The organism is Streptomyces sp. NPDC085524 (assembly GCF_044541755.1).
Lineage (GTDB): Bacteria > Actinomycetota > Actinomycetes > Streptomycetales > Streptomycetaceae > Streptomyces.
Genome location: NZ_JBITTH010000021.1, coordinates 147,999 through 169,214 on the forward strand (window position 1 = coordinate 147,999; position 21,216 = coordinate 169,214).

19 protein-coding genes and 2 tRNA genes are annotated in these 21,216 nt (G+C 73.4%); 19 read left to right on the plus strand and 2 right to left on the minus strand.

Annotation, left to right across the window (positions count from 1 at the left end; translation table 11 throughout):
• The first annotated feature begins 102 nt into the window (after window positions 1–102).
• The 12 genes from ACIGFK_RS29030 to ACIGFK_RS29085 all read left to right on the plus strand — a co-directional run bounded on the left by ACIGFK_RS29030 (window position 103) and on the right by ACIGFK_RS29085 (window position 11,915).
• Window positions 103–903, plus strand: a complete 801-nt coding sequence (locus tag ACIGFK_RS29030) for a hypothetical protein (protein WP_386467823.1) — start codon at window positions 103–105, stop codon at window positions 901–903.
• A 102-nt stretch (window positions 904–1,005) separates the two neighbouring features.
• The gene (locus tag ACIGFK_RS29035; protein ID WP_376655640.1) at window positions 1,006–1,770 is read left to right on the plus strand and encodes a GntR family transcriptional regulator; all 765 of its coding nucleotides are present in this window, start codon (window positions 1,006–1,008) and stop codon (window positions 1,768–1,770) included.
• A gap of 148 nt (window positions 1,771–1,918) precedes the next feature.
• Entirely contained in the window at window positions 1,919–3,040 is a 1,122-nt protein-coding gene (locus ACIGFK_RS29040; RefSeq protein ID WP_400054175.1) for a TIGR03364 family FAD-dependent oxidoreductase, read from the plus strand.
• A gap of 5 nt (window positions 3,041–3,045) precedes the next feature.
• Window positions 3,046–3,741, plus strand: a complete 696-nt coding sequence (locus ACIGFK_RS29045) for a phosphonatase-like hydrolase (RefSeq protein ID WP_400054177.1) — start codon at window positions 3,046–3,048, stop codon at window positions 3,739–3,741.
• Complete coding sequence (locus tag ACIGFK_RS29050; RefSeq protein ID WP_400054179.1) at window positions 3,738–4,787, plus strand: ABC transporter ATP-binding protein; 1,050 nt, start codon at window positions 3,738–3,740, stop codon at window positions 4,785–4,787. The genes ACIGFK_RS29045 and ACIGFK_RS29050 overlap by 4 nt, the downstream gene beginning before the upstream one ends.
• A 241-nt stretch (window positions 4,788–5,028) precedes the next feature.
• A complete protein-coding gene (locus ACIGFK_RS29055) occupies window positions 5,029–5,928 on the plus strand; it encodes a 2-aminoethylphosphonate ABC transporter permease subunit (RefSeq protein ID WP_386467862.1) in 900 nt (299 codons plus the stop codon).
• The gene (locus ACIGFK_RS29060; protein ID WP_386467829.1) at window positions 5,915–6,712 is read left to right on the plus strand and encodes an ABC transporter permease; all 798 of its coding nucleotides are present in this window, start codon (window positions 5,915–5,917) and stop codon (window positions 6,710–6,712) included. The genes ACIGFK_RS29055 and ACIGFK_RS29060 overlap by 14 nt, the downstream gene beginning before the upstream one ends.
• A 115-nt stretch (window positions 6,713–6,827) precedes the next feature.
• Window positions 6,828–7,907 (plus strand): 2-aminoethylphosphonate ABC transporter substrate-binding protein, encoded by a 1,080-nt coding sequence (locus tag ACIGFK_RS29065; protein ID WP_386467831.1) that lies wholly within the window; start codon window positions 6,828–6,830, stop codon window positions 7,905–7,907.
• 147 nt (window positions 7,908–8,054) lie between these two features.
• A complete protein-coding gene (locus ACIGFK_RS29070; RefSeq protein WP_400054182.1) occupies window positions 8,055–9,593 on the plus strand; it encodes an alkaline phosphatase family protein in 1,539 nt (512 codons plus the stop codon).
• A gap of 113 nt (window positions 9,594–9,706) precedes the next feature.
• Window positions 9,707–10,486 carry an HAD-IIA family hydrolase gene (locus ACIGFK_RS29075; protein ID WP_376655647.1) on the plus strand — a complete coding sequence of 260 codons (780 nt, stop codon included), beginning with the start codon at window positions 9,707–9,709 and terminating at the stop codon, window positions 10,484–10,486.
• Window positions 10,487–10,623: 137 nt separating this feature from the next.
• Window positions 10,624–11,256: a hypothetical protein gene (locus ACIGFK_RS29080; RefSeq protein WP_400054184.1), complete on the plus strand. Its 633-nt coding sequence runs from the start codon at window positions 10,624–10,626 to the stop codon at window positions 11,254–11,256.
• Window positions 11,253–11,915, plus strand: coding sequence for a class F sortase (locus ACIGFK_RS29085; protein WP_376655649.1), 663 nt, complete (start codon window positions 11,253–11,255; stop codon window positions 11,913–11,915). Before ACIGFK_RS29080 ends, ACIGFK_RS29085 begins: the two co-directional genes overlap by 4 nt.
• Before the next feature lie 66 nt (window positions 11,916–11,981).
• Here the strand turns inward: ACIGFK_RS29085 and ACIGFK_RS29090 are convergent.
• Window positions 11,982–12,055: transfer RNA gene (locus tag ACIGFK_RS29090), tRNA-Lys, on the minus strand.
• A gap of 250 nt (window positions 12,056–12,305) precedes the next feature.
• Here ACIGFK_RS29090 and ACIGFK_RS29095 point away from each other — a divergent pair.
• From ACIGFK_RS29095 to ACIGFK_RS29125, 7 genes are all read left to right on the plus strand, one after another.
• The gene (locus ACIGFK_RS29095) at window positions 12,306–13,622 is read left to right on the plus strand and encodes a peptidoglycan-binding protein (protein WP_376655650.1); all 1,317 of its coding nucleotides are present in this window, start codon (window positions 12,306–12,308) and stop codon (window positions 13,620–13,622) included.
• Window positions 13,623–13,633: 11 nt separating this feature from the next.
• Window positions 13,634–15,550 (plus strand): SPFH domain-containing protein, encoded by a 1,917-nt coding sequence (locus ACIGFK_RS29100; RefSeq protein WP_400054187.1) that lies wholly within the window; start codon window positions 13,634–13,636, stop codon window positions 15,548–15,550.
• Window positions 15,551–15,750: 200 nt separating this feature from the next.
• Complete coding sequence (locus ACIGFK_RS29105; RefSeq protein WP_376655652.1) at window positions 15,751–16,362, plus strand: lytic polysaccharide monooxygenase; 612 nt, start codon at window positions 15,751–15,753, stop codon at window positions 16,360–16,362.
• Window positions 16,363–16,388: 26 nt separating this feature from the next.
• Window positions 16,389–18,077, plus strand: coding sequence for an AMP-binding protein (locus ACIGFK_RS29110; RefSeq protein WP_400054189.1), 1,689 nt, complete (start codon window positions 16,389–16,391; stop codon window positions 18,075–18,077).
• A 98-nt stretch (window positions 18,078–18,175) separates the two neighbouring features.
• Window positions 18,176–19,453: a sensor histidine kinase gene (locus ACIGFK_RS29115; RefSeq protein ID WP_400054191.1), complete on the plus strand. Its 1,278-nt coding sequence runs from the start codon at window positions 18,176–18,178 to the stop codon at window positions 19,451–19,453.
• Complete coding sequence (locus ACIGFK_RS29120; RefSeq protein WP_400054193.1) at window positions 19,441–20,091, plus strand: response regulator; 651 nt, start codon at window positions 19,441–19,443, stop codon at window positions 20,089–20,091. Before ACIGFK_RS29115 ends, ACIGFK_RS29120 begins: the two co-directional genes overlap by 13 nt.
• 45 nt (window positions 20,092–20,136) lie before the next feature.
• Window positions 20,137–20,210 (plus strand) — tRNA-Lys (locus ACIGFK_RS29125).
• A 114-nt stretch (window positions 20,211–20,324) separates the two neighbouring features.
• Here ACIGFK_RS29125 and ACIGFK_RS29130 read toward each other — a convergent pair.
• Window positions 20,325–21,083: an IclR family transcriptional regulator gene (locus ACIGFK_RS29130; protein WP_376655656.1), complete on the minus strand. Its 759-nt coding sequence runs from the start codon at window positions 21,081–21,083 to the stop codon at window positions 20,325–20,327.
• Window positions 21,084–21,216: the final 133 nt, after the last annotated feature.

The following is a 21,216-nucleotide window of genomic DNA, read 5'->3' on the forward strand; positions in this document are numbered from 1 at the left end:
GGTGGGATGGGGGGGGGGGCACGTGGCAGGGTGCGGGCTGGGCCGGGGTGATTGTCAGCTGGTCCGACCAACGTCCCGTCCGGCGAGCAGTGAGGGTCTTCCATGCGGCGACTGCGCAAAGCCCTGGCCCTCACCGCCGTCCTGTGTGCCACCCTGGCCGCCACCGCATCCACCGGATCCACCGCCCTCGCGGACATCGGCACCGGCGGCGGCGCCCGCCCCGCGCCCGCGCTGCCCTCGCGGGCGCTTGCCACCTGCGGGGACGGGAAGAGCGCCGCGTTCCCCATCGGGGCGCGGATCCGCGGCGGGCCGGCCGTGTACCGGACCGGTGGCGGGCCCCAGAGCTGGTACCTGGACCTGACGAACACCACCAACTCCGAGTGCACGGCCATCCACCCCGTCATCGTCTTCACGGACAAGGCCCGCGCCCTGCGCCCCGCGCACCTGCGCATGGACTTCGACGCGCCCGGCGGCCCCTTCCCGGTCAGCCTGGAGCGGACCGACCGCGACGAGATCATCGCGGTGTTCGACGGCGGCGACGCGTTCCCCGGGTTCACCGTCGGCGCCGGCGGGACCCTGACCGTCAAGGTCTCCCTCGCCTTCGCGCCGGACGCCCCCAACGGCGAGGTCGTCGCCGACGCCGCCCTCGTCCAGCGCAAGGGGGACGACGGCGACTGGGTCGGGGAGGCGGGCGGATACCGCTTCTCCGTCGAGGGCCCGGACGCCGACGGCGACGGTGACGGCGACAGCGACCCCGGTGCGGCCGGCTCCCTCGCCCACACCGGCGACCGCGACCGCGACGCCGTCTCGGTGTACGGGGCGGGCGCCGTCGTCGCCCTCGCCGTCGGCGGCGGGCTCGTACTCGGGGCCCGGCGGCTGCGCCTGCGCACCCCCACCCGGTGAAGTGGCAGGCCGCCCCCCGAACCCCCACCCGGTGAAGTGGCAGGCCGCCCCCCCGAACCCCCGTACCTCAGCCGGGACATCGCTCCCGCATAGAGTCCCACCGTGGAAGAACAGAACCCGCCGCACCGCCCCGGCTCACCCGTGCGCTCCGGCATCCCCGAGCACGGCCGCATCCCCAAGTACTACGCCGTCAAGGCCCGGATCTCCGGTCTGCTCGACGAGCTCGGCGAGGGCGGCCTGCTGCCCACCGAGCGTGATCTCGCCGAGCGGTACGAGGTGTCCCGCGAGACCGTCCGGCAGGCGCTGCGCGAGCTGCTGCTCGAGGGCCGGCTGCGCCGCTCCGGGCGCGGGACCGTCGTCGCCGGGCCGAAGCTGGAGCAGCCGCTGTCGCTGGCGAGCTACACCGAGGGCGTACGGCGCCAGGGGCGGCGCCCGGGCCGTCACCTCATCGGCCTGGAACAGTTCCCCTGCCCGCCCGACCTCACCCCGGGCATCGGCGCCGAAGCCGGTGAGCCCGTCTGGCACCTGGAGCGCGTGCTGCTCGCCGACGACGAGCGCGTCGGCCTGGAGAGCACCTACATCCGGGTGGCCCGCGCACCCCGCCTGGACAGCGATTTCCAGCCCGACTCCTCCTTCTACGGCTACCTGCGCGACAGCCTCGGGATCACCTTCGGCGACGCCGACGAGAAGCTGGAGACGGTCCTCGCGACCCCCCGCGAAGCCCTGCTGATCGGCACCCCGCCCGCCCTCCCGATGCTGCTCATCCACCGCTTCTCGCGGGATACGGACGGCCTGCCGCTCGAGCGGGTGCGTTCGCTCTACCGTGGCGACCGGTTCAGCTTCACGACCCGTCTGCGCCCCGAATAGTCCGGCAGGAAACCGCCCATAAGGGGTGGCATGGGGCGTAGGAAGGTCACTGAAAGATAACGGGTCTAGGCCAAGCTTGGGGGGCTGTTCACCGCCGCGTTGCCCTTCGGATCCTCCTCGGCCACGGGGCGCGCCCACTTTGGTCGGCGTGAGAGTCATAGTCGTCGGAGGCGGCGTGGTCGGCACCATGCACGCCTGGCAAGCAGTCCAACGCGGCCACGAGGTCGTCCAGATCGAGCGAGAGGCCGAGGCCCGCGGCGCATCACTGCGCAATTTCGGCCAGATCTGGGTCAGCGGGCGGGCCGGGGGCGAGGAGCTCGACACCGCCCTGCGGGCCCGCGAGCTCTGGGAGCGCATCGGCGCGGAGGTGCCCGGCCTGGGCTTCCGCGCCATCGGCTCCCTCACTCCCGTCCGCGGCGAGCGCGAGTACGCCGTCGCCGAGGCGGCACTCGCCCGCCCCGACGCCGCGGCCCGCGGCTACGAGCTGGTCACCGCCGAGGAGGCCCGGCAGATCAACCCGGCCCTGCGCGGCGCGTTCGACGCCGCCCTGTGGTGCGAGCGGGACGCGGCCGTCGAGCCGCGCACCGCGCAGCCGCACCTGCGGGCCGCGCTGACGGCCACCGGCCGCTACACCTTCCTCCCCGGGCGCGAGGTCCGCGAGGTCGTCGGTACGAGCGCCGTCCGCGACGACCACGGCGACGTCCACCGCGGCGACGCGGTCGTCCTCGCCACCGGCGCCTGGCTGTCCGGCCTGGTCCGCGAACTGGTCCCCGAACTGCCCGTGCGCCGCGTCCGGCTCCAGATGATGCAGACCGCCCCGCTCGGCGAGCCGCTGACCACCTCCGTCGCGGACGCCGACAGCTTCCGCTACTACCCCGCCTACCGGAGCGAAGCCCTCGACGCGCTCAACGCCGGGCAGGCGCAGGCGCCGGTCGCAGCAGAGCACAAGATGCAGCTGCTGATGGTCCAGCGCCTCGACGGCGGGCTGACCATCGGGGACACCCACGAGTACGAGCACCCCTTCGCGTTCGACACCCTCGAGGACCCGTACGAGCACCTCGCCGGAGTCGTCGAGTCCTTCCTGGGCCGCCCGCTGCCGAAGGTCCGGCGCCGCTGGGCGGGCGTGTACGCGCAGTGCACCGACACCACCCGCGTCGTCCACCGCCGGCAGGTGGCCGACGGCGTCTGGCTGGTGACCGGGCCCGGCGGCCGCGGGATGACCTGCTCGCCCGCCATCGCCGAGACCACCGCGAACGAACTGGGCTGGTGAGCCGCATGACCATCGAACACAACAGCAGGCTCGTCGTCCTCGACATGGCCGGCACCACCGTCGCCGACGGCGGCCTCGTCGAGCGCGCCTTCGAGCGGGCCGCCGGACACCTCGGAGTCGAGCCCGGCAGCGCCGACCACGCCGCCAAGCTCCAGTACGTCCGCGACACCATGGGCGAGTCCAAGATCTCCGTCTTCCGCCACCTCTTCGGTACGGAGGAACTCGCACGGCGCGCCAACTCCGCCTTCGAGCAGGCCTACGGGGAACTCGTCGACGCCGGCCTGATCTCCGAGATCCCCGGCGCCCGCGCCGCGATCGAGCAGCTCCGCGCCGAGGGCCGCACCGTGGTCCTCACCACCGGCTTCGCCCGCGTCACCCAGGACGCCATCCTCGACGCGCTCGGCTGGCAGGGCCTCGCCGACCTGACCCTGTGCCCGGCCGACGCGGGCGGCCGCGGCCGCCCGTACCCGGACATGGTGCTGGCCGCCTTCCTGCGCACCGGCGCCGTGGACGACGTACGCGGGATCGTGACGGCCGGCGACACCGCCTACGACATGCTCAGCGGCACCCGGGCCGGCGCGGGCACCGTCGCCGGCGTCCTCACCGGAGCCCACGATCGGGCCGCCCTGACCCGCCACGGCGCGACCCACGTACTCGGCTCCGTCGCCGAACTCCCCGCGCTGCTGGCGGAGTCGGCGTGAGCGGCATACGTTTCGACGGGGTCAGCGTCGCGTACGGCGGCAACACCGTACTGGACACCCTCGACCTCACCGTCGAGCCCGGCGAGGTGATGGCCCTCCTCGGCCCCTCCGGCTCGGGCAAGACCACGGCGCTGCGCGCGGTCGCCGGATTCGTCCGGCCCGTCGCGGGCCGGGTGCTGATCGGCGGGCAGGACGTCACCGCGCTCCCGCCGCACAAGCGGGGCATCGGCATGGTCGTCCAGCAGTACGCGCTCTTCCCGCACATGCGCGTCGAGGAGAACGTCGCCTTCGGCCTCAAGGCGCAGAAGGCGCCGAAGGCGGAGATCCCCGGGCGGGTCGCCGAGGCCCTGGAGCTCACGGGCATGGCGGCCTACGCCGAACGGCACCCCCGCGAGCTGTCCGGCGGGCAGCAGCAGCGCGTCGCCATCGCGCGGGCGCTGGCCATCCGCCCCGGGGTCCTCCTCCTGGACGAGCCCCTCTCCGCCCTCGACGCGCAGCTGCGCTCCGGGATGCTCACGGAACTGGCCCGGCTGCACCGCGAGTTGCCCGAGGTGTCCATCCTGTACGTCACGCACGACCAGGTGGAGGCGCTCACCCTGGCCGACCGGATCGCGGTCATGGACAGGGCCCGGCTCCAGGACTGCGGGACCCCGCAGGAGCTGTACCGGGCCCCGCGCACCGAGTTCACGGCGTCGTTCGTCGGCAACGCGAACCTGCTGCCGGTCACCGTCGCGGAGGGCGGCGCGGTGTTCGCCGGGCGGTCCCTGGCCCTCGACCGGGGCCGGGCCCTGCCGGGCTCCACGGCCACCCTGTGCGTACGGCCGCACCTGCTCGGCCTCGGCGCCGGCCCGAACGCGCTGAGCGGCACGATCGCCGAGGTCCAGTGGCGGGGCTCCACGCACCGGCTGTACGTGGACGTCGACGGCCACCGGGTCAAGGCGGACCTCCCCGAACTGCGGGAGACTCCGGCGCTGGGGGACCGGGTCACGCTCCACTTCGAACCGCGCGATGCCGTGCTGCTGGCCGCAGGGGTGTCCGATGGCTGAGCCGACGCGCCGAGCGGCGCCCGCCGCCGCCCAGCCCCAGGCCCCCTCCGCAAAGCCCCGGGGCTCCGCCCCGCACCCCGCTCCTCGAACGCCGGAGGGGCTGGAGATCCCGTACCCCGCGCCTCGAACGCCGGAGGGGCTGGAGATCCCGTACCCCGCGCCTCGAACGCCGGAGGGGCCGGACATCCCGGACCCCGCGCGGCGATCACCGGCGGGGCCGGAAGGGCGGGCCTCCGAGCCGGTGGGTGCGGCGGAGCCGAGCTGCCGCACCACCCCGCGCGAAGCCCGGCAGCAGACCCGGCGAGCCACCCCGCAGGGGACCCGGCTGCCGCGCAGCGTATGGGCCGTGCCGCCCGTCGTCGTGCTCGCGCTCGTGTTCCTGTACCCGCTCGCGCTGGTGGTCCAGCAGTCGTTCACCCCGGCGAACGGGGGCGGGGCCTTCGACGCGTACGGCTCCGTCTTCGCCTCCGCCTCCTTCCGCGAGGCGCTCGGAACCACCGTCTGGCTCGCCGTCGGGGCCACCGCGGGCTGCCTGCTCCTCGGGTTCACGCTCGCGCTGATCATCGCCTTCGTGCCCTTCCCCGGCGCCCGCGGCGTCGCCAGGTTCATCGACGTCTTCCTCTCCTTCCCCTCCTTCCTCATCACCCTCGCGCTGCTCTTCATCTACGGCACCGTCGGCATGGCGAACGGGGTCTGGACCGACCTCACCGGCGCTGCCGAAGGGCCGTTCCGCTTCCTCACCACCCCCTGGGGCGTCCTCCTCGCGGAGATCACCTACTTCACGCCCTTCGTGATGCGCCCGCTGCTCGCCGCCTTCTCCCAGCTGGACGGCGCCCAGCTCGAGGTCGCCTCGAGCCTCGGCGCCCGCCCCGCCCGGATCATCCGGAGGGTGATCCTCCCCGAGGCCCTCCCGGCGCTCGCCGCCGGCGGCAGCCTCGTCCTGGTCATGTGCCTCAACGAGTTCGGGATCGTCCTGTTCACCGGAGCCAAGGACGTCACCACCCTCCCGATGCTGATCTACGGCAAGGCCATCCTCGAATCCGACTACCCGGCCGCCTGCGTGGTCGCCGTCGTCAACATCGCGATCTCCGTCGGCCTGTTCGGCCTCTACCGGGTGGTGAGCAAGCGTGCTGGTGCATAGCAGGACCGGCCGCTGGGCCGCCTGGGGCCTGTTCGCCCTCCTCTTCCTGCCCCTCTTCGCCCTGCCCCTGCTCGTCGTGGTCGCGGCCTCCTTCGCCACCCGCTGGTCCGGGGCCTTCCCCTCCGGTGCGACCGCGGCGAACTACGCCTCCGCCGTACAGGGCGAATCCCTCCAGGCCCTGACCACCAGCCTGGTCACCGCCGTGGCCGCGAGCGTGCTCGCACTCACCGTCGGCACCTGGGCCGCACTGGCCGGGGCCGCACTGGAGAAGCGCGGGAAGCGCCTGCTGGACGCGCTGTTCATGCTGCCCGTCGCCGTGCCGTCCGTGGTCGTCGGCCTCGCCGTGCTCGTCGCCTTCAGCCGGCCCCCGGTACTGCTCAACGGCACCGGCTCCATCGTCGTCCTGGCGCACACCGTTCTCGTCACGGCCTTCGCCCACCAGTCGGTCTCGGCCGCCATCGTCCGTCTCGACCCGGCCTACGAGCAGGCGGCGGCCTCCCTGGGCGCCCGCCCCTCGTACGTGTTGTGGCGGGTCAGGCTCCCGCTCCTGCTGCCGTCCCTCACGGCGGCCGCGGGGCTCTGCTTCGCCCTGTCCATGGGTGAGCTGAGCGCCACGATGATGCTCTACCCGCCGGACTGGATGCCCCTTCCGGTCCGCATCTTCACGGCCACCGACCGCGGTTCGCTCCACAGCGGCTCCGCCGTCGCCGTGGTCCTGATGGCCACCACCCTGATCGTCCTGCTCGCGGTCTCCCGGATCCGCACCAAGGCCTCGTACCGCTGACCGCCGACCGGCCGGCCGGCCACCGGCTGACCGCCGCAGGACCCCCTGCACGCCACCCCCTCGCTCGGTCCCCTGCCGAATCCCCGCTGACTCCCTTTCCCCGTAAGGAAGTTCCATGCCCAGCAAGCTCCTGCTCCGCACCGCCTCCGCCCTCACCGGCAGCCTCGCCCTCGCCGTCTCCCTCACCGCCTGCGGCGGCCCCTCCAGCGCCGGCTCCGGCAGGGACGGCGGCGAGAAGGTCGTCACCGTCTACAGCGCCGACGGCCTCAAGGGCGAGAAGGGCGACGGCTGGTACGACAAGGTCTTCGCCGACTTCACCAAGAAGACCGGCATCGAGGTCAAGCTCGTCGAGGGCGGCTCCGGCGAGCTCGTGGCGCGCGCCGCCCGCGAGAGGACCAACACCCAGGCCGACGTCATCGTCACCCTGCCGCCCTTCATCCAGCAGGCCGACGGCAAGGGCCTGCTGCAGTCCTACAAGCCCCAGGGCTCCGACAAGGTCAACGGCGCGGACAAGGCCGCCGACGGCAAGTGGACCTCGGTCGTCAACAACTACTTCGGCTTCGTCTACAACAAGAAGGAGCTGCCGCAGGCCCCCAAGACCTGGGAGGAGCTGCTGGACGCCAAGTACAAGGGCAAGCTCCAGTACTCCACCCCGGGCGTCGCGGGCGACGGCACCGCCGTGCTCATCAAGGCGATGCACGACTTCGGCGGCAAGGAGCCGGCGAACGAGTACCTGAAGAAGCTCCAGGCCAACAACGTCGGCCCGTCCTCCTCCACCAGCAAGCTCGCTCCGAAGACCGACAAGGGCGAGCTGCTCGTCGCCAACGGCGACGTCCAGATGAACTACGCGCAGTCCAAGTCCATGCCGAACCTGGGCATCTGGTTCCCGGCGAAGGACGGCGGCAAGCCGACCACCTTCGCCCTGCCCTACGCAGCCGGCCTGGTCGCCAAGGCCCCGCACACCGAGAACGGCAAGAAGTTCCTCGACTTCCTCCTCGGCGAGGACGCCCAGAAGCTGGTCAGCGAGGTCGGCGGCGGCTTCCCGGCGCGCACCGACGTCAAGCCGACCGACGCGAACGCCGTCGAACTCACCAAGATCATGACGGGTGTCGAGGTCTTCGAGCCGGACTGGGCCGACATCGACAAGAACCTCTCCGCCTACGTCGACGCGTGGAAGTCGGCGACCGGAAGCTGACCGGTCACTTCCCGGTCACCCGCGACCGGGAGGGTGACGCTTGCGTAACGGGTCTGGACCGAAGCCGCACCCTCCGGTCCGGGCCCGTACGCACGCCCCCGCAAGGTCCCGCACCTTCCGCCGCTCACTTGCTCCCAGGAGGAGTACGTGTCCACTGTCCTGCCCGGACGCACCCGCACCCGCACGCTCGCCGTGGCCGCCACCGCCACGGCCCTGCTCGCCACCGCCCTCGGCGTGCACACCGCCGACGCCACCGCCGCCGGCGCGGCCGGCACCACCGACAAGGTCCTCGTCATCGGCATCGACGGCACGGTCCTCGACCGCGTCAAGGCCGCCAACGCCCCGAACCTGCAGGGCCTGATGGCCCAGGGCATGACCGCCAAGAGCACCCTGTACGCGAACCCGATGGCCGCCACCTCCTCGGGCCCCGGCTGGTCCACCATCGCCACCGGCGTGTGGCCCGACAAGCACGGCGTGAAGGACAACTCCTTCACCGGCAAGAACTACACGGCCTACCCGGACTTCCTGACCCGCATGGAGAACGCCAAGCCGGCGCTCAACACGTACGCGGCCGCCGACTGGGAGCCCATCACCTCCACCGACCAGAACGGCCCGGTCTTCTCCGCCAAGGTCGACAAGCGCCTGAACCTCAAGGGCGACCGCGACGGTTACGGCAGCGAGGACCCGAAGATCGCCGCCGCTGCCGCCGCCGAACTGCGCGACCAGAACCCGGACGCCGCCTTCGTCTACCTCGGCGAGATCGACCACGCCGGACACGCCTACGGCGCCGCCAGCCAGCAGTACCTCGACACCATCGCCCGCGTCGACGTGCTCATCGGCCAGGTCCTCACCGCCGTCCAGAACCGGCCCACCTACGGCCAGGAGAACTGGAAGATCCTGGTCACCACCGACCACGGGCACACCGACGCGGGCGGCCACGGCGGCTCCTCCCTCCAGGAGCGCGGCACCTTCGTCATAGCCAAGGGCGCGGGCATCCCGGCCGGTTCGGTCCGCAGCGACGTCAAGCTGGTGGACGTGGCCGCGACCGCGCTCCAGCAGGTCGGCGTCCCCACCACCGGGCTGGACGGCGTCCCGCTGGACTCCCCGGACGACGACCCCTTCGACACCCTGCGCCCCGACCTCCAGGCGCGCGTGGACGAGACGGGCATCCCGGCGGGCACCAAGGGCTTCACGCACACCCCGCCCGCGGGCTGGGCGGTCGACAACTCCAAGATGGGCACGGGCGGTGTCACCGAGTGGGCCGGCTGGGCCTTCGCGACCGACGAGTTCTGGAGCCAGGCGCAGCGCGACCAGTGGCGCGAGCTGAACGTCCGCTCCCGTGACGTCTTCGCCGTCGCCGACTCCGACGAGTGGGACGACAAGAGCCACACCGGCAGCTACGACTCCACCCTGATCACCCCCAAGTGGGCGGTCACCGGGGGCACCACGCGCAACCTGACCTTCCAGACGCACTACCGCCAGGAGGCCGGGCAGACCGCCCAGGTCCTCGTCTCGTACAACGGCGGCGCGCCGGCGGTCGTCAAGAGCTACACCGCCGACGCCGTCGCCAAGTCGGAGTCGATCGCCCTCCAGGTCCCGGCCGGCGCCACCGACGTCCAGGTCCGCTTCCGCTACGCGGGCAGCAACAACTGGTACTGGACCGTCGACGACGTCCGCCTCGGCTAGGCACTCTCCGCCCGCGTGTCCGGGCCGTGGACGCCGTCGTCGTCCGCGGCCCGCTCCCGCTAGGGTGGTGGTACAGACCACAGGTCAGAGCCACCAGAGCGGAGAACAGTCCAGTGGCAGAGCGCAAGCCGATCGAATCCTGGCTCACCGACATGGACGGGGTCCTGATCCACGAGGGCACCCCGATCCCCGGCGCCGATGCCTTCATCAAGCGGCTGCGCGAATCCGGCAAGCCCTTCCTGGTGCTGACCAACAACTCCATCTACACGCCGCGCGACCTCCAGGCCCGGCTGTCCCGGATGGGCCTGCACGTCCCCGTCGAGAACATCTGGACCTCGGCCCTGGCCACGGCGAAGTTCCTCGACGACCAGCGCCCGGGCGGCACGGCGTACGTCATCGGCGAGGCCGGTCTGACCACCGCCCTCCACGACATCGGCTACGTCCTCACGGACCACGAGCCCGACTACGTCGTCCTCGGCGAGACCCGGACGTACAGCTTCGAGGCGATGACGAAGGCGGTCCGCCTGATCAACGCGGGCGCCCGCTTCATCTGCACCAACCCCGACGAGACCGGCCCCTCCACCGAGGGTCCGCTCCCCGCCACCGGCGCCGTCGCCGCGCTGATCACCAAAGCGACCGGCAAGAAGCCGTACTTCGCCGGCAAGCCCAACCCGCTGATGATGCGGACCGGCCTGAACGCCATCGGCGCGCACTCGGAGACCAGCGCGATGATCGGCGACCGCATGGACACCGACGTCCTGGCCGGACTGGAGGCGGGCATGCAGACCTTCCTCGTGCTCACCGGCCTGACCTCGGTGGCGGACACCGAGCAGTTCCCGTACCGCCCTACGAAGACGGTCGACTCGATCGCGGACCTCGTCGACCTCGTCTGACCCGGCCGGCCCGGCGCGTTCGGCCATGGGGGCGAACCGTGTTTGAGGCGTACGGCTGACAGGGCTGACACGTACGGCGCCGCTCCGGATGCGGAGCGGCGCGCCGCGCGTGAATCTCCTTGACGAGGAGGTTCACCATGCGCAGTGTTCTGATCGCTCTCCGTGCCACCGGAGTGGCCGTCGCCCTGACGGCGCTCACCACGGTGGCCGCGCCCACCGCCCTGGCGGGCGAGGAGGACCACGGCGACCGCCGCGACCGGGGTGGCAGCATCTCGGTCGAGCCGAACCCGGCCCACCCCGGAGCGGAGGTCAAGCTGCGCGTCCACGGCTGCGAGGGCACCCGGGGCTCGGCGAAGTCCTCCGTCTTCGTGGACGACGTCGACCTGTACGGGCGCGACGGCGGCCGCAGCCCGCTCTACGGGTCCGGCCGGATCGCGTCGCACGCCTCGCCCGGCTGGCACGCCGTCCGGGTGACCTGCGACGGCCACGACAAGGTCACCGGCTCCATCGAGATCGGCCACCACCCGAGCCACCACGCCTCGCCGGTCTGGCCGGTCCACGCGGGCGGCGGCGGGATGGCGGCCGAGGTCGCCAAGCAGCAGCCGCAGAAGGCCGGCGGCGCCGAGCTGGCCGCGGCGGCCAAGAAGGACCACGGCGGTGGCGGGCCGGGCCTGCCGCACACCGTGATCGGCGCGGTCCTCGCCGCCGTGGCCACCCTGGCGGTGGCGGGCCGGGCGCTGACCCTGCGCCGCCGACGCAGCGGCGAATGAGCGGGGAGGCCAAGGGTTCCCCCGGCGGGCGGCTGCTGACCTTCGCGGCCTGGTCCGTGCTGGTCCTCGGGCTGTGGCTGTGGGGCCGCCAGATCACCGGGGTCCCGGCCCCGCTCGCCGGCCAGGCCGGAGGGGCGGTCGGCCCCGGGCTGCCGGCCGCGCGCGCCCCGCTCGCGGGGGCCCTGCCGCAGCGGGTCGACGTGCCCTCCATAGGCATCCAGGCCCCGGTGATCCCCCGGGACCTGGACAAGGACGGCGCGATCGAGCCGCCCCCGTACGACAGCCCGGGCACGGTGGGCTGGTGGGGCAAGGGCGTGCAGCCGGGCGCGGCGGGAACCGCGCTGATGGTGGGGCACGTCGACACCCGCGCGAAGCCCGCGGTGTTCTACGGCCTGAGCTCGGCGCAGCCGGGCGACAAGGTGCGGGTGGCGCGGGCGGACGGGTCCGTCGCCGAGTTCACCATCGAGGACGTACGGGTCTACGAGCGCGCGGGCTTCGACCCGCACAAGGCGTACGGGCAGCGGGTCGCGGGCCGGGCGGAGCTGCGGCTGGTGACCTGCGGAGGGTCGTACGACAAGGAGGCCAAGGAGTACACGGCCAACGTGGTGGTCTCCGCGTACCTGACGGGCGCGGGAGTCCGCCCGGGCACGGCGGCGTAGCGGCGCGCGCGACGGAAGACGAAGAAGCCCCTCGCAGTTCTCACTGCGAGGGGCTTCCTCCGTCTGTGCGCCGCCAGGGACTCGAACCCCGGACCCGCTGATTAAGAGTCAGCTGCTCTAACCAACTGAGCTAGCGGCGCTTGCTGACAGGGAAAACTCTACCCCACCTCTGCGGGTGCTCGTGACCAGCCACGCCCGCCTTGTCCGATTAACCCATGTTTGGGGGGTTTATCGTGCACGATATGTCTGGCCGTACCGCATCTGATGCCCCGCCAGACGCGGTCCGGTCGACCAGTGGACGAGCAGGGGAGTGGACGGAACCGCATGACGATGCAGCCTCCGATGCATGAGCCGGCGCCGACGCCGCCGTCGGCGCCGACGCCCGCACAGATGCCGATGCCCGCTTTCAGGGAGTACGAGCCCGCGGGCGACTGCCCCTGCCGGGGATGCGCGGACCATCGCCGGGCACTGGCCCGCGCGCGGGCCATACCGCTGCGGGACGGGGGACATCCCGCGGCGCGCGGGGCGCGGCGCGCGCTGGTCCTGGCGACCGCGGCGGGAGTGGTCCTCGGCGGTGGCGGCTCGGCCGCGGTCGCGGTGACCACCCCGGCTCCGGGACCGGTGGCGAAGGACGACCCGGGCACCCCCCAGGGCGGCCGGTCCCCGCTGCACGGCCCTAAGGGCGGCCCGGCCGGGAAGCCCGGAGCCCCGGGGGCGCCGGCCACCGCGCTGAAGCGGCTGGACCGGGCGACGATCGTCAACCGGGCGAAGCTGTGGCTGGACGCGAAGGTCCCGTACAGCATGTCCGACTACTGGACGGACGGCTACCGGCAGGACTGCTCGGGGTTCGTCTCCATGGTCTGGAACCTGGGCTCGAACGAATGGACCGGCAGCCTGGACAGGTTCGCCACCCGCATCACGAAGGAGGAGCTGCTGCCGGGGGACATGCTGCTCTTCCACAACCCGGCGGACCCCAACAAGGGCTCGCACGTCACCCTCTTCGGCGGGTGGGTGGACGAGACCCGCACGCACTACATCGCCTACGAGCAGACGCGCCCGACGACGCGGAAGCTGGCGACGCCGTACGGGTACTGGAACAACGCGGCGAAGTACATCCCGTACCGGTACAACGGGGTCGTCGGCGGGATCGACACCCCCGGCGCGCCGCCCGAGGCCTCCGCGGCGTTCCCGGGCGCCGGGAAGTTCGGCCCCGGGCAGAGCAACGAGCACATCGCCCGGCTCGGCCGGATGCTGATCGACCGGGGCGGCCTGCGCTTCTACCCGCAGGGCCCGGGCAAGGCGTGGACCGACGCCGACCGGCTGGCCACGCAGGCCTTCCAACTCGCCCAGGGCTGGACGGGAGCGGAGGCGGACGGGTTCCCGGGCGCGCACACCTGGCGGCTGCTGGTCGACCGCCAGGGCAAGGACATCCCGCCGACGACGGGCGGCGCGCCGGGCCCGGGCGGCGTACGGGCCTACCCCGGGGCGTCCGTGTTCCGCCCGGGCTCCTCCCACGAGGCCATCACCGCGCTGGGCCGCCGGCTGGTGCAGAAGGGCTTCGGCAAGTACTACCGGACCGGCCCGGGCCCGCGCTGGAGCGAGGCCGACCGCCGTGCCGTCGAGGCGTTCCAGCGCGCGCAGGGCTGGCGCGGAGCGGCGGCCGACGGCTATCCGGGCCCGGAAACCTGGCGCCGACTGTTCGCATGACGGAGGCAAGCATGTACCCCACCCGCACCACCACGACCACGGGCACCCTCCGACTCACCACCGCTCCGGCCAAGCCGGCCCCCCACCAGGCCGGGGCTGCTGCCACCCCGGCGCCGACAGCAGCCTCCGGTCCGGAGCCGTACCAGCCCTCGGCCGGGCCCGCCGTCCCGGCGGCGCACGCGCACCCGGGGTCCGGGGCGGAGCCCCGGTTGTGGGAAGGGGCGGGCAGGGGAGCAGCGCCGCAGGCCCCCGCCCCCCTCGTGGCCGCCCCCCGAGAGGCCGCGGACCCCGCCGCCCCGCTGGTCGCGGCAGCGGCGTTCACCATGGCCGCGCAGCCGGAGGCCCACCCGTCCCCGTCCTGGGCCGCGGAGCCGGGGGAGCGCCCCGCCCCGTCCTGGGCCGCGGAGCCGGAGGTGTGCCCGGTCCCGGTACGGGCCGCCGGGCTGCCGGCCGTACTGGTCGTGGCCCCGCCCCGCGAGGGGCCGGAGCAGGGCGCCGGCGACGGGTCCGGGTCCGGGGCGGAGCCCCGGTTGTGGGAAGAGGCGGGCAGGGGGGCAGCGCCGCAGGCCCCCACCCCGCACGTGGCCGCCCCCCGAGAGGCCGCGGACCCCGAGCCCCCTGTGGCAGAACACGCGCACGCACCCGAACCCACCCCCCAGCCCACCCTCCGCCTGCGGAGCCACCCCGGCCCCGAGCCCGAGATCCCGCACCCCCACGAACCCTCGGGCATCCCCGGCCCCGGCGTGGCCGAGATCGTCGCCCAGGCGGTGGCACGCGGACTGCGCGCCGAGCCGGGGGAGGCGGAACGGAAGAAGGGCGAGGGCGAGGACGACACCCAGGACATCCCCCGCCTCCGCCCCGCGGCCCGCGGCACGGCCGCCACCGAGGTCCCGGTACACCTCCCGTTCCTCGGCGAGCCCAAGCCCGCCCCGTCCCCCACGTCGCCCCCCGCCCCGCAGCAGGCCGCAGCCCCCACGCGCAAGAGCACCCCCCGGCCCGCCCCCAAGCCCACCCCCGGCCGCCGCGTCCCCCGCGGGGACGACCGGCTCCGGGAGCACCGCGGGCCGGTGCTGCCCGGCTGGGTCGGCGTGCTCGTCGGCGGGCTCGCCCTCTCCGGCTGCACCGCCGTGCTCTGGCGGGCCGGGATCCTACCCGCCTCCCTCGTGGCCGCCTTCGGCGGGACGCCCCGCGCCTACCAGGGCCTGCGCGCGCAGCACTGGCCCCCGCTCGCCTTCCTCGGCGTCGTCGCGCTCCTCGCCCTCGGCGGCCTCGGCCGCGCCCGTACCGGCCACGCCTGGGTGCTCACCCTCTTCGGCCGCTACCGCGGCACGGTCCGGCGTACCGGCCTGACCTGGATCAGCCCGCTCCTCCTGCGCCGCCGGGTCGACGTACGGCTGCGCCACTGGCGCAGCGACCCCATGCCCGCCGTGGACTCCGGCGGCCTCGCCCTCCAGGTGGTCGTCCAAGTCGTGTGGCAGGTCAAGGACACGGCCCGGGCCACCCTGGCCGTCGAGGACCACGTCGACTACCTGGCCGAGCAGGTCGAATCGGCCATGGCCCGCGTCCTGTCCCAACTGCCCGCCGACGCCTTCCACGAGGACGCGCCGACCCTGCGCGACGCCGAGGCCGTCGGTGACGCGCTGACCCGGATGCTGGCGGCCGAGACCGAGGCCGTCGGGATCGAGGTCTACTCGGCGCAGCCCACCAGGATCGAGTACGCCCCCGAGGTCGCGGAGGCGATGCGCCGCCGCCGGGTGGCCGCGATCGACGCGAAGCACCGGGACACCGTGCTGACCTCGGTGGTGGACGCCGTCGACGACACCGTCCACCGGCTGACCTCCCGCGGACTGGTCGAGCTGGACGACTACGAGCGCAAGGCGCTGGTGAAGGACCTCACGGTCGCCTTCTACACGGGCCGGGCGGAGTAGCACCGCGCACCACTCCCACACCACGGAGAGGAAGACGAGAACGGGTGGCCGGAACCGACCGGACCACCCGTTCTCCCATTGGTCTGGACATGGCCAACTCCCGTCAATAACCTGGAACTTGGTCTAGACCTGAAGAGCAATCCCCACGCGTGCGCACGCTCTCACCGAACCTCCCCCCACGTTCAAGGAGCATCAGCATCATGCGTCCCTTCCGCATGCCCGGGCGGGCGGCCGGCGCCGCCGCGCTCGGTCTCGGCCTCGTCGCCGGGATCACCCTCCTCAGCGCCCCCACCGCCAGCAGCCACGGCTACACCGACACCCCGATCAGCCGCCAGAAGCTCTGCGCCAACAAGACCGTCTCCAACTGCGGAGCCATCCAGTGGGAGCCGCAGAGCGTGGAGGGCTACAAGGGCTTCCCGGCGGCCGGCCCCGCCGACGGCAAGATATGTTCCGCGGGCCTCTCGCAGTTCGCGGAACTCGACGACCCGCGCGGCGGCGCCTGGCCCACCACGGCCGTGACCAACGGGCAGAGCTACGGCTTCCGGTGGCAGTTCACCGCCAACCACTCCACCACCGACTTCAAGTACTACATCACCAAGAATGGCTGGACCGGTACCAAGGCCCTCACCCGGGCCGACCTCGAACCCCAGCCCTTCCTCACCGTCGCCTACAACGGCGCCCGGCCCGCCATGACCACCGTCCACCAGGGCAACATGCCCACCGGCAAGACCGGCCGCCACCTGATCCTGGCCGTCTGGACCGTCAACGACACCCCGATGGCCTTCTACGCCTGCTCCGACGTTCAATTCTGACGCTACGTCAGCTACCCTCCGGCGGCATGCGGACGACGACTGCACCGGAAACCGTCGCGGAGCTCACGGCGCGCCAATGGGGTGATCACCGGCCCGGGCTGATGTACGAGGACGCCGACGCCGAGCGGCGCGTCCTGACCCACCACCGGACCGCCCAGGAAGCCGCCGCGCGCGCCGCGCTCCTCGTCGACCTCATGCCCCCGGGGGCCGAGCCCCACATCGGGGTGCTGCTCGACAACACCCCGGAGTTCCCGTTCTGGCTCGGCGCGGCGGCCCTCGCGGGGGCCGCCGTCGCCGGGATCAACCCCACCCGGCGCGGCCCCGAGCTGGCCCGCGACATCCTGCACACCGAGTGCCGGATCCTCGTCACCGAGCGGGCCCACCTGCCGCTCCTGCGCGGCCTCGACCTGCCCGGCGTACGGCTCCTGATCACCGACACCGAGGAGTACGCAGCCCTCCTCGCCCCCTACGCGGCCGCCAAGCCCGGCGACGCGGTGCTGTCCGCGCCGGGGCCGGCCACCCGCCTCCTCCTCTACTTCACCTCCGGATCCACCGGCGCCCCCAAGGCGGCCGTCTGCACCCAGGGCCGGCTGGCGGGTGCCGGGGCCTCACTGGCCCGGAGCTTCTCGGTCGGCGAGGACGACGTCCACTACGTCTGCATGCCGCTCTTCCACGGCAACGCGGTGATCGCGGACTGGCTCCCGGCGCTGGTGGGCGGCGCGGCGGTGGCCCTGCGCCGCCGCTTCTCCGCCTCCTCCTTCCTGGACGACGTACGGGCCTACGGCGCCACCTACTTCACGTACGTGGGCCGCGCGATCCAGTACCTCCTCGCCACCCCGCCCACCCCGCACGACCGTGCGCACAGCCTCCGGCTCGGCTTCGGCACCGAGGCCGGCGCGGTGGACGCGGCCCGCTTCGCCGAGCGGTTCGGGGTCCGGCTGGTCGAGGGCTACGGGGCCACCGAGGGCGGCGCCTCCGTCCAGCGGACACCCGACACCCCGCCGGGCGCGCTGGGCCGCGCGGGGGCGGGCGACGACCTCGCGGTGATCGACCCGGAGACGGGCCGCGAATGCCCGCCGGCCGAACTGGACGCGGAGGGCCGCCTCCTCAACGGTTCCGCGTCCATCGGGGAACTGGTCAACCGGGGCCGCAGCCTGTTCGAGGGCTACTGGCGCAACCCGGACGCGGAGGCCGCCCGTACGCGGGACGGCTGGTACTGGACGGGCGACCTCTTCTTCCGCGACGCGGAGGGCTTCCTCTACTTCGCGGGCCGCACGGACGACCGCCTGCGCGTCGACAGCGAGAACCTGGCCGCCGCGGTGATCGAGAACATCCTGGCCCGCTGGCCGGCCGCGGCGGCGGTCGCCGTGTACGCGGTCCCGGACGAGGTCGCGGGGGACCAGGTGATGGCCGCGGTCTCCCTCCGGGAGGGCGCCCGCTTCGACCCCGACGCCTTCACGGCGTTCCTGGCCGCGCAGCCGGACCTGGGGACGAAGATGTCCCCGCGCTACGTGCGCATCGTCCCCGACATGCCGGTCACCGCGACGAACAAGGTCCACCGGGTCTCCCTGCGCCGCGCGGGCTTCCGCTGCGCCCCGGACCCGGTCTGGCACCGCACCCCGACCGGGGGCTACGCCCCCCTCGACGCCCCGGCCCTGTCCACCCTCCTGGCCCAGTACGAGGCCCACGGCCGATCCCCCCTCCTGAACCACTGACCGCCTCTGCCGGGGGCCCGGGGGTAGGGCCAGGCGTACCTCCCGGACGCCCCCTGGGGCCATGGGACCACCCGCCGCCCCCGGCTAGCTTGGGCCGCATGGACGACGCCCGCAGCACCTGGCAGGCCCTTTCCCACGGCCGCCGGTACCTCCGCTCCGCCTGGCCCTGGCGCTCCGCGGGCTACCTCGCCGCCAGTGCGCTGACCGGCATCCCGCTGCTCCTCGCACTGGTCCTGCTGGCCGGCGCCGGCGCAGCCCTCGGCGTCGTGCTCGTCGGGCTGCCCCTCCTCGCCCTGCTCGGCCTCGCCGGCATACCCGCCGCCGCCGTCGAGCGCCGCAGGCTCCGCCTCGTCGACACCGAGCCCGCCCCCAGCCCCCACCGCACCCCCGCCGAGCCCGGGCTCGCCGCATGGGCGCGCCTGCGCTACCGCGAACAGGCCACCTGGCGCGAGCTCGGCTACGCCTTCCTGCACGGCTTCCTGCTCTGGTGGGTGGACCTCTGCGCCCTCGGCTTCTTCCTCGGTCTCCCGCTCGCCCTGCTCACCGCCCCCCTCCAGCTCGCCCTCGGCGACGGCGAGGCCCGGATCGCGAAACTCTGGCTGATCACCACCTACCCCCAGGCCTTCGCCACCGCCGCCGCCGGAGCCGTGCTCCTTCCCGCGCTGCTCTTCCCGCTCGGCTCCTTCGCCGGCGCCCGCGCCGCCCTCACGCGCGCCCTCCTCACACCCCGCGAGCACGAGCTGGAGGGACGCCTCGACGAGGTCACCCGCTCCCGCGCCCGGCTCGTCGACGCCTTCGAGGCCGAGCGCCGCCGCATCGAGCGCGATCTCCACGACGGCGCCCAGCAGCGCCTCGTCGCCCTCACGATGAGCCTCGGCATCGCCCGCCTCGACACGCCTCCCGGCCCGCTCGCCGACCAGCTCGCCGCGGCCCACGAGGAGGCCGGCAAGGTCCTCGCCGAGCTGCGCGAACTGATCCACGGCATCCACCCCCAGGTGCTCACCGACTACGGGCTCCCCGGCGCCCTCGAAGACGTCGCCGAGCGGTCGGCCGTCCCCGTCGACACCGACATCGACACGGCCCTGCCCCGGCTCCCCGAGTCCGTGGAGGCCGCCGCCTACTTCGGCGTGTGCGAGGCCCTCGCCAACGTCGGCAAGCACAGCGGCGCCGCCCGCGCCGCCGTCGCCGCCCGGCACACGGGCTCCGCGCTGCTGATCGACGTACGGGACGACGGGCGCGGCGGGGCGGATCCGGGCGCCGGGTCCGGGCTGACCGGACTCGCCGACCGGATCGCGGTCCTCGATGGCACACTGACGATCACCAGCCCGCCCGGCGGCCCGACCGTCCTGAGCCTGGAGATCCCTTGCACGCCTTGAAGGTCGTCCTCGCCGAGGACGGGGTCCTGCTGCGCGAAGGACTCGTCGGCCTGCTGACGCGTTTCGGCCACGAGGTGGCCGCCGCCGTCGGGAACGCGGACGAGCTGCGCGCCGCCGTCGCCGCCCACGACCCGGACGTCGTCGTCACCGATGTACGGATGCCGCCCGGCTTCACCGACGAGGGGCTGCGCGCCGCCGTCGAGCTCCGGGCGGCCCGCCCGGGCCTGCCGGTGCTGGTGCTCAGCCAGTACGTGCAGCGCTCGTACGCCGCCGACCTGCTGGACTCCGGCGACGGCAGCGGCGTCGGCTACCTCCTCAAGGACCGGATCGGGCAGGTGGAGCAGTTCCTCGACGCGGTGGCCACCGTGGCGGCCGGCGGCACGGTGGTGGACCCCGAGGTCGTACGCCGGCTGCTGCGCCGGCGGCGCGACCCGCTCGCGGCGCTGACGCCGAGGGAGCGGGAGGTGCTGGGGCTGGTGGCGGAGGGGAAGTCGAACGGGGCCGTGGCCCGGGAGCTGGTGGTCTCCGAGGCGGCCGTGGGCAAGCACATCGGGAACATCCTGGGGAAGCTGGACCTGCCGCCCGCGGAGGACACGCACCGCCGGGTGCTGGCCGTCCTCGCCTACCTGCGGGGGTGATGGTTTGGAGCACCCCCTGGGACCAGGTAGTATTTTCTTTGTCAGGCGCCGCTAGCTCAGTTGGTTAGAGCAGCTGACTCTTAATCAGCGGGTCCGGGGTTCGAGTCCCTGGCGGCGCACCTGTACTTCGGGCGGTTCCCGGTTCACCGGGAACCGCCCGAAGTGTTTTCCGCGCTCGTCGCCCCTCAACGCTGCAGCTGCCCCTCACCGCGCTCGCCGCGGTCCGACCGGCCTCACAGGGTGAGCGACAGCAGCAGCGGTGCGGCCTTCCGGTTCAGGGTGTCCGCCGCAGCGCGCAGCCGGTGGGCGTGTTCCACGGGCATCGACAGGGCCAGGCAGCCCACCGAGGCGCCCGCCGTGATCGGGACCGCCGCGCAGACGGTGCCCACGGCGTACTCCTGGAGGTCGAGCATCGGCACGGTGGCCGGCTGGGCGTCGAGCTTGGAGAAGAGGATCCGCTCGTTCACGATCGTCTTCGACGTGAGCCGGGCGATCTTGTGCCGGGACAGGTGGTCGCGGCGGCCGTTCAGGTCGAGCTGCGTCAGCAGGCACTTGCCCACCGCGCTGGCGTGCGCGGCGGAGCGGAAATCGACCCACTCGTGCACCTTGGGGGTGCGCGGGCTGTCCGCGAACTGGGTGATCCTGACCTCGCCGTCCACGTAACGGCTGATGTAGACGGCGGCGCCGACGGAATCCCGCAGCCGGTCGAGGGTGTCCTGGAGCTTGTCGGTGAGCGCCTGCTGCCGGTCGGCGCCGGAGCCGAGCAGGACGAGGGAATCCCCTATGGCGTAGGCGCCGTCGGACACCTGCAGCACGTATCCCTCCCGGCGCAGCATGAGCAGCATCGGGGCGAGGTGGACTGCGGGCAGGCCGGTCTCACGCGCGATCTGCACGTCGGTCACACCACCGGTGTGCCGTGCGATCGTTTCGAGTACGCGCAGTGCGTACTGCACCGAGTGGAACGGCGCGGTCGGCTCGGGCTTCAGCGCCACGGTTTCCCCCTACCAGGTTGTTACCGCTTGCTCTACCACGATAGCCATCAAGAGGCCCATGTGGAGCGCCTGTTGAGGAGATTGATGGCTCAATCGCGCCTCCTCGCCTGTGGCTACTCCGCTGGCATATGCC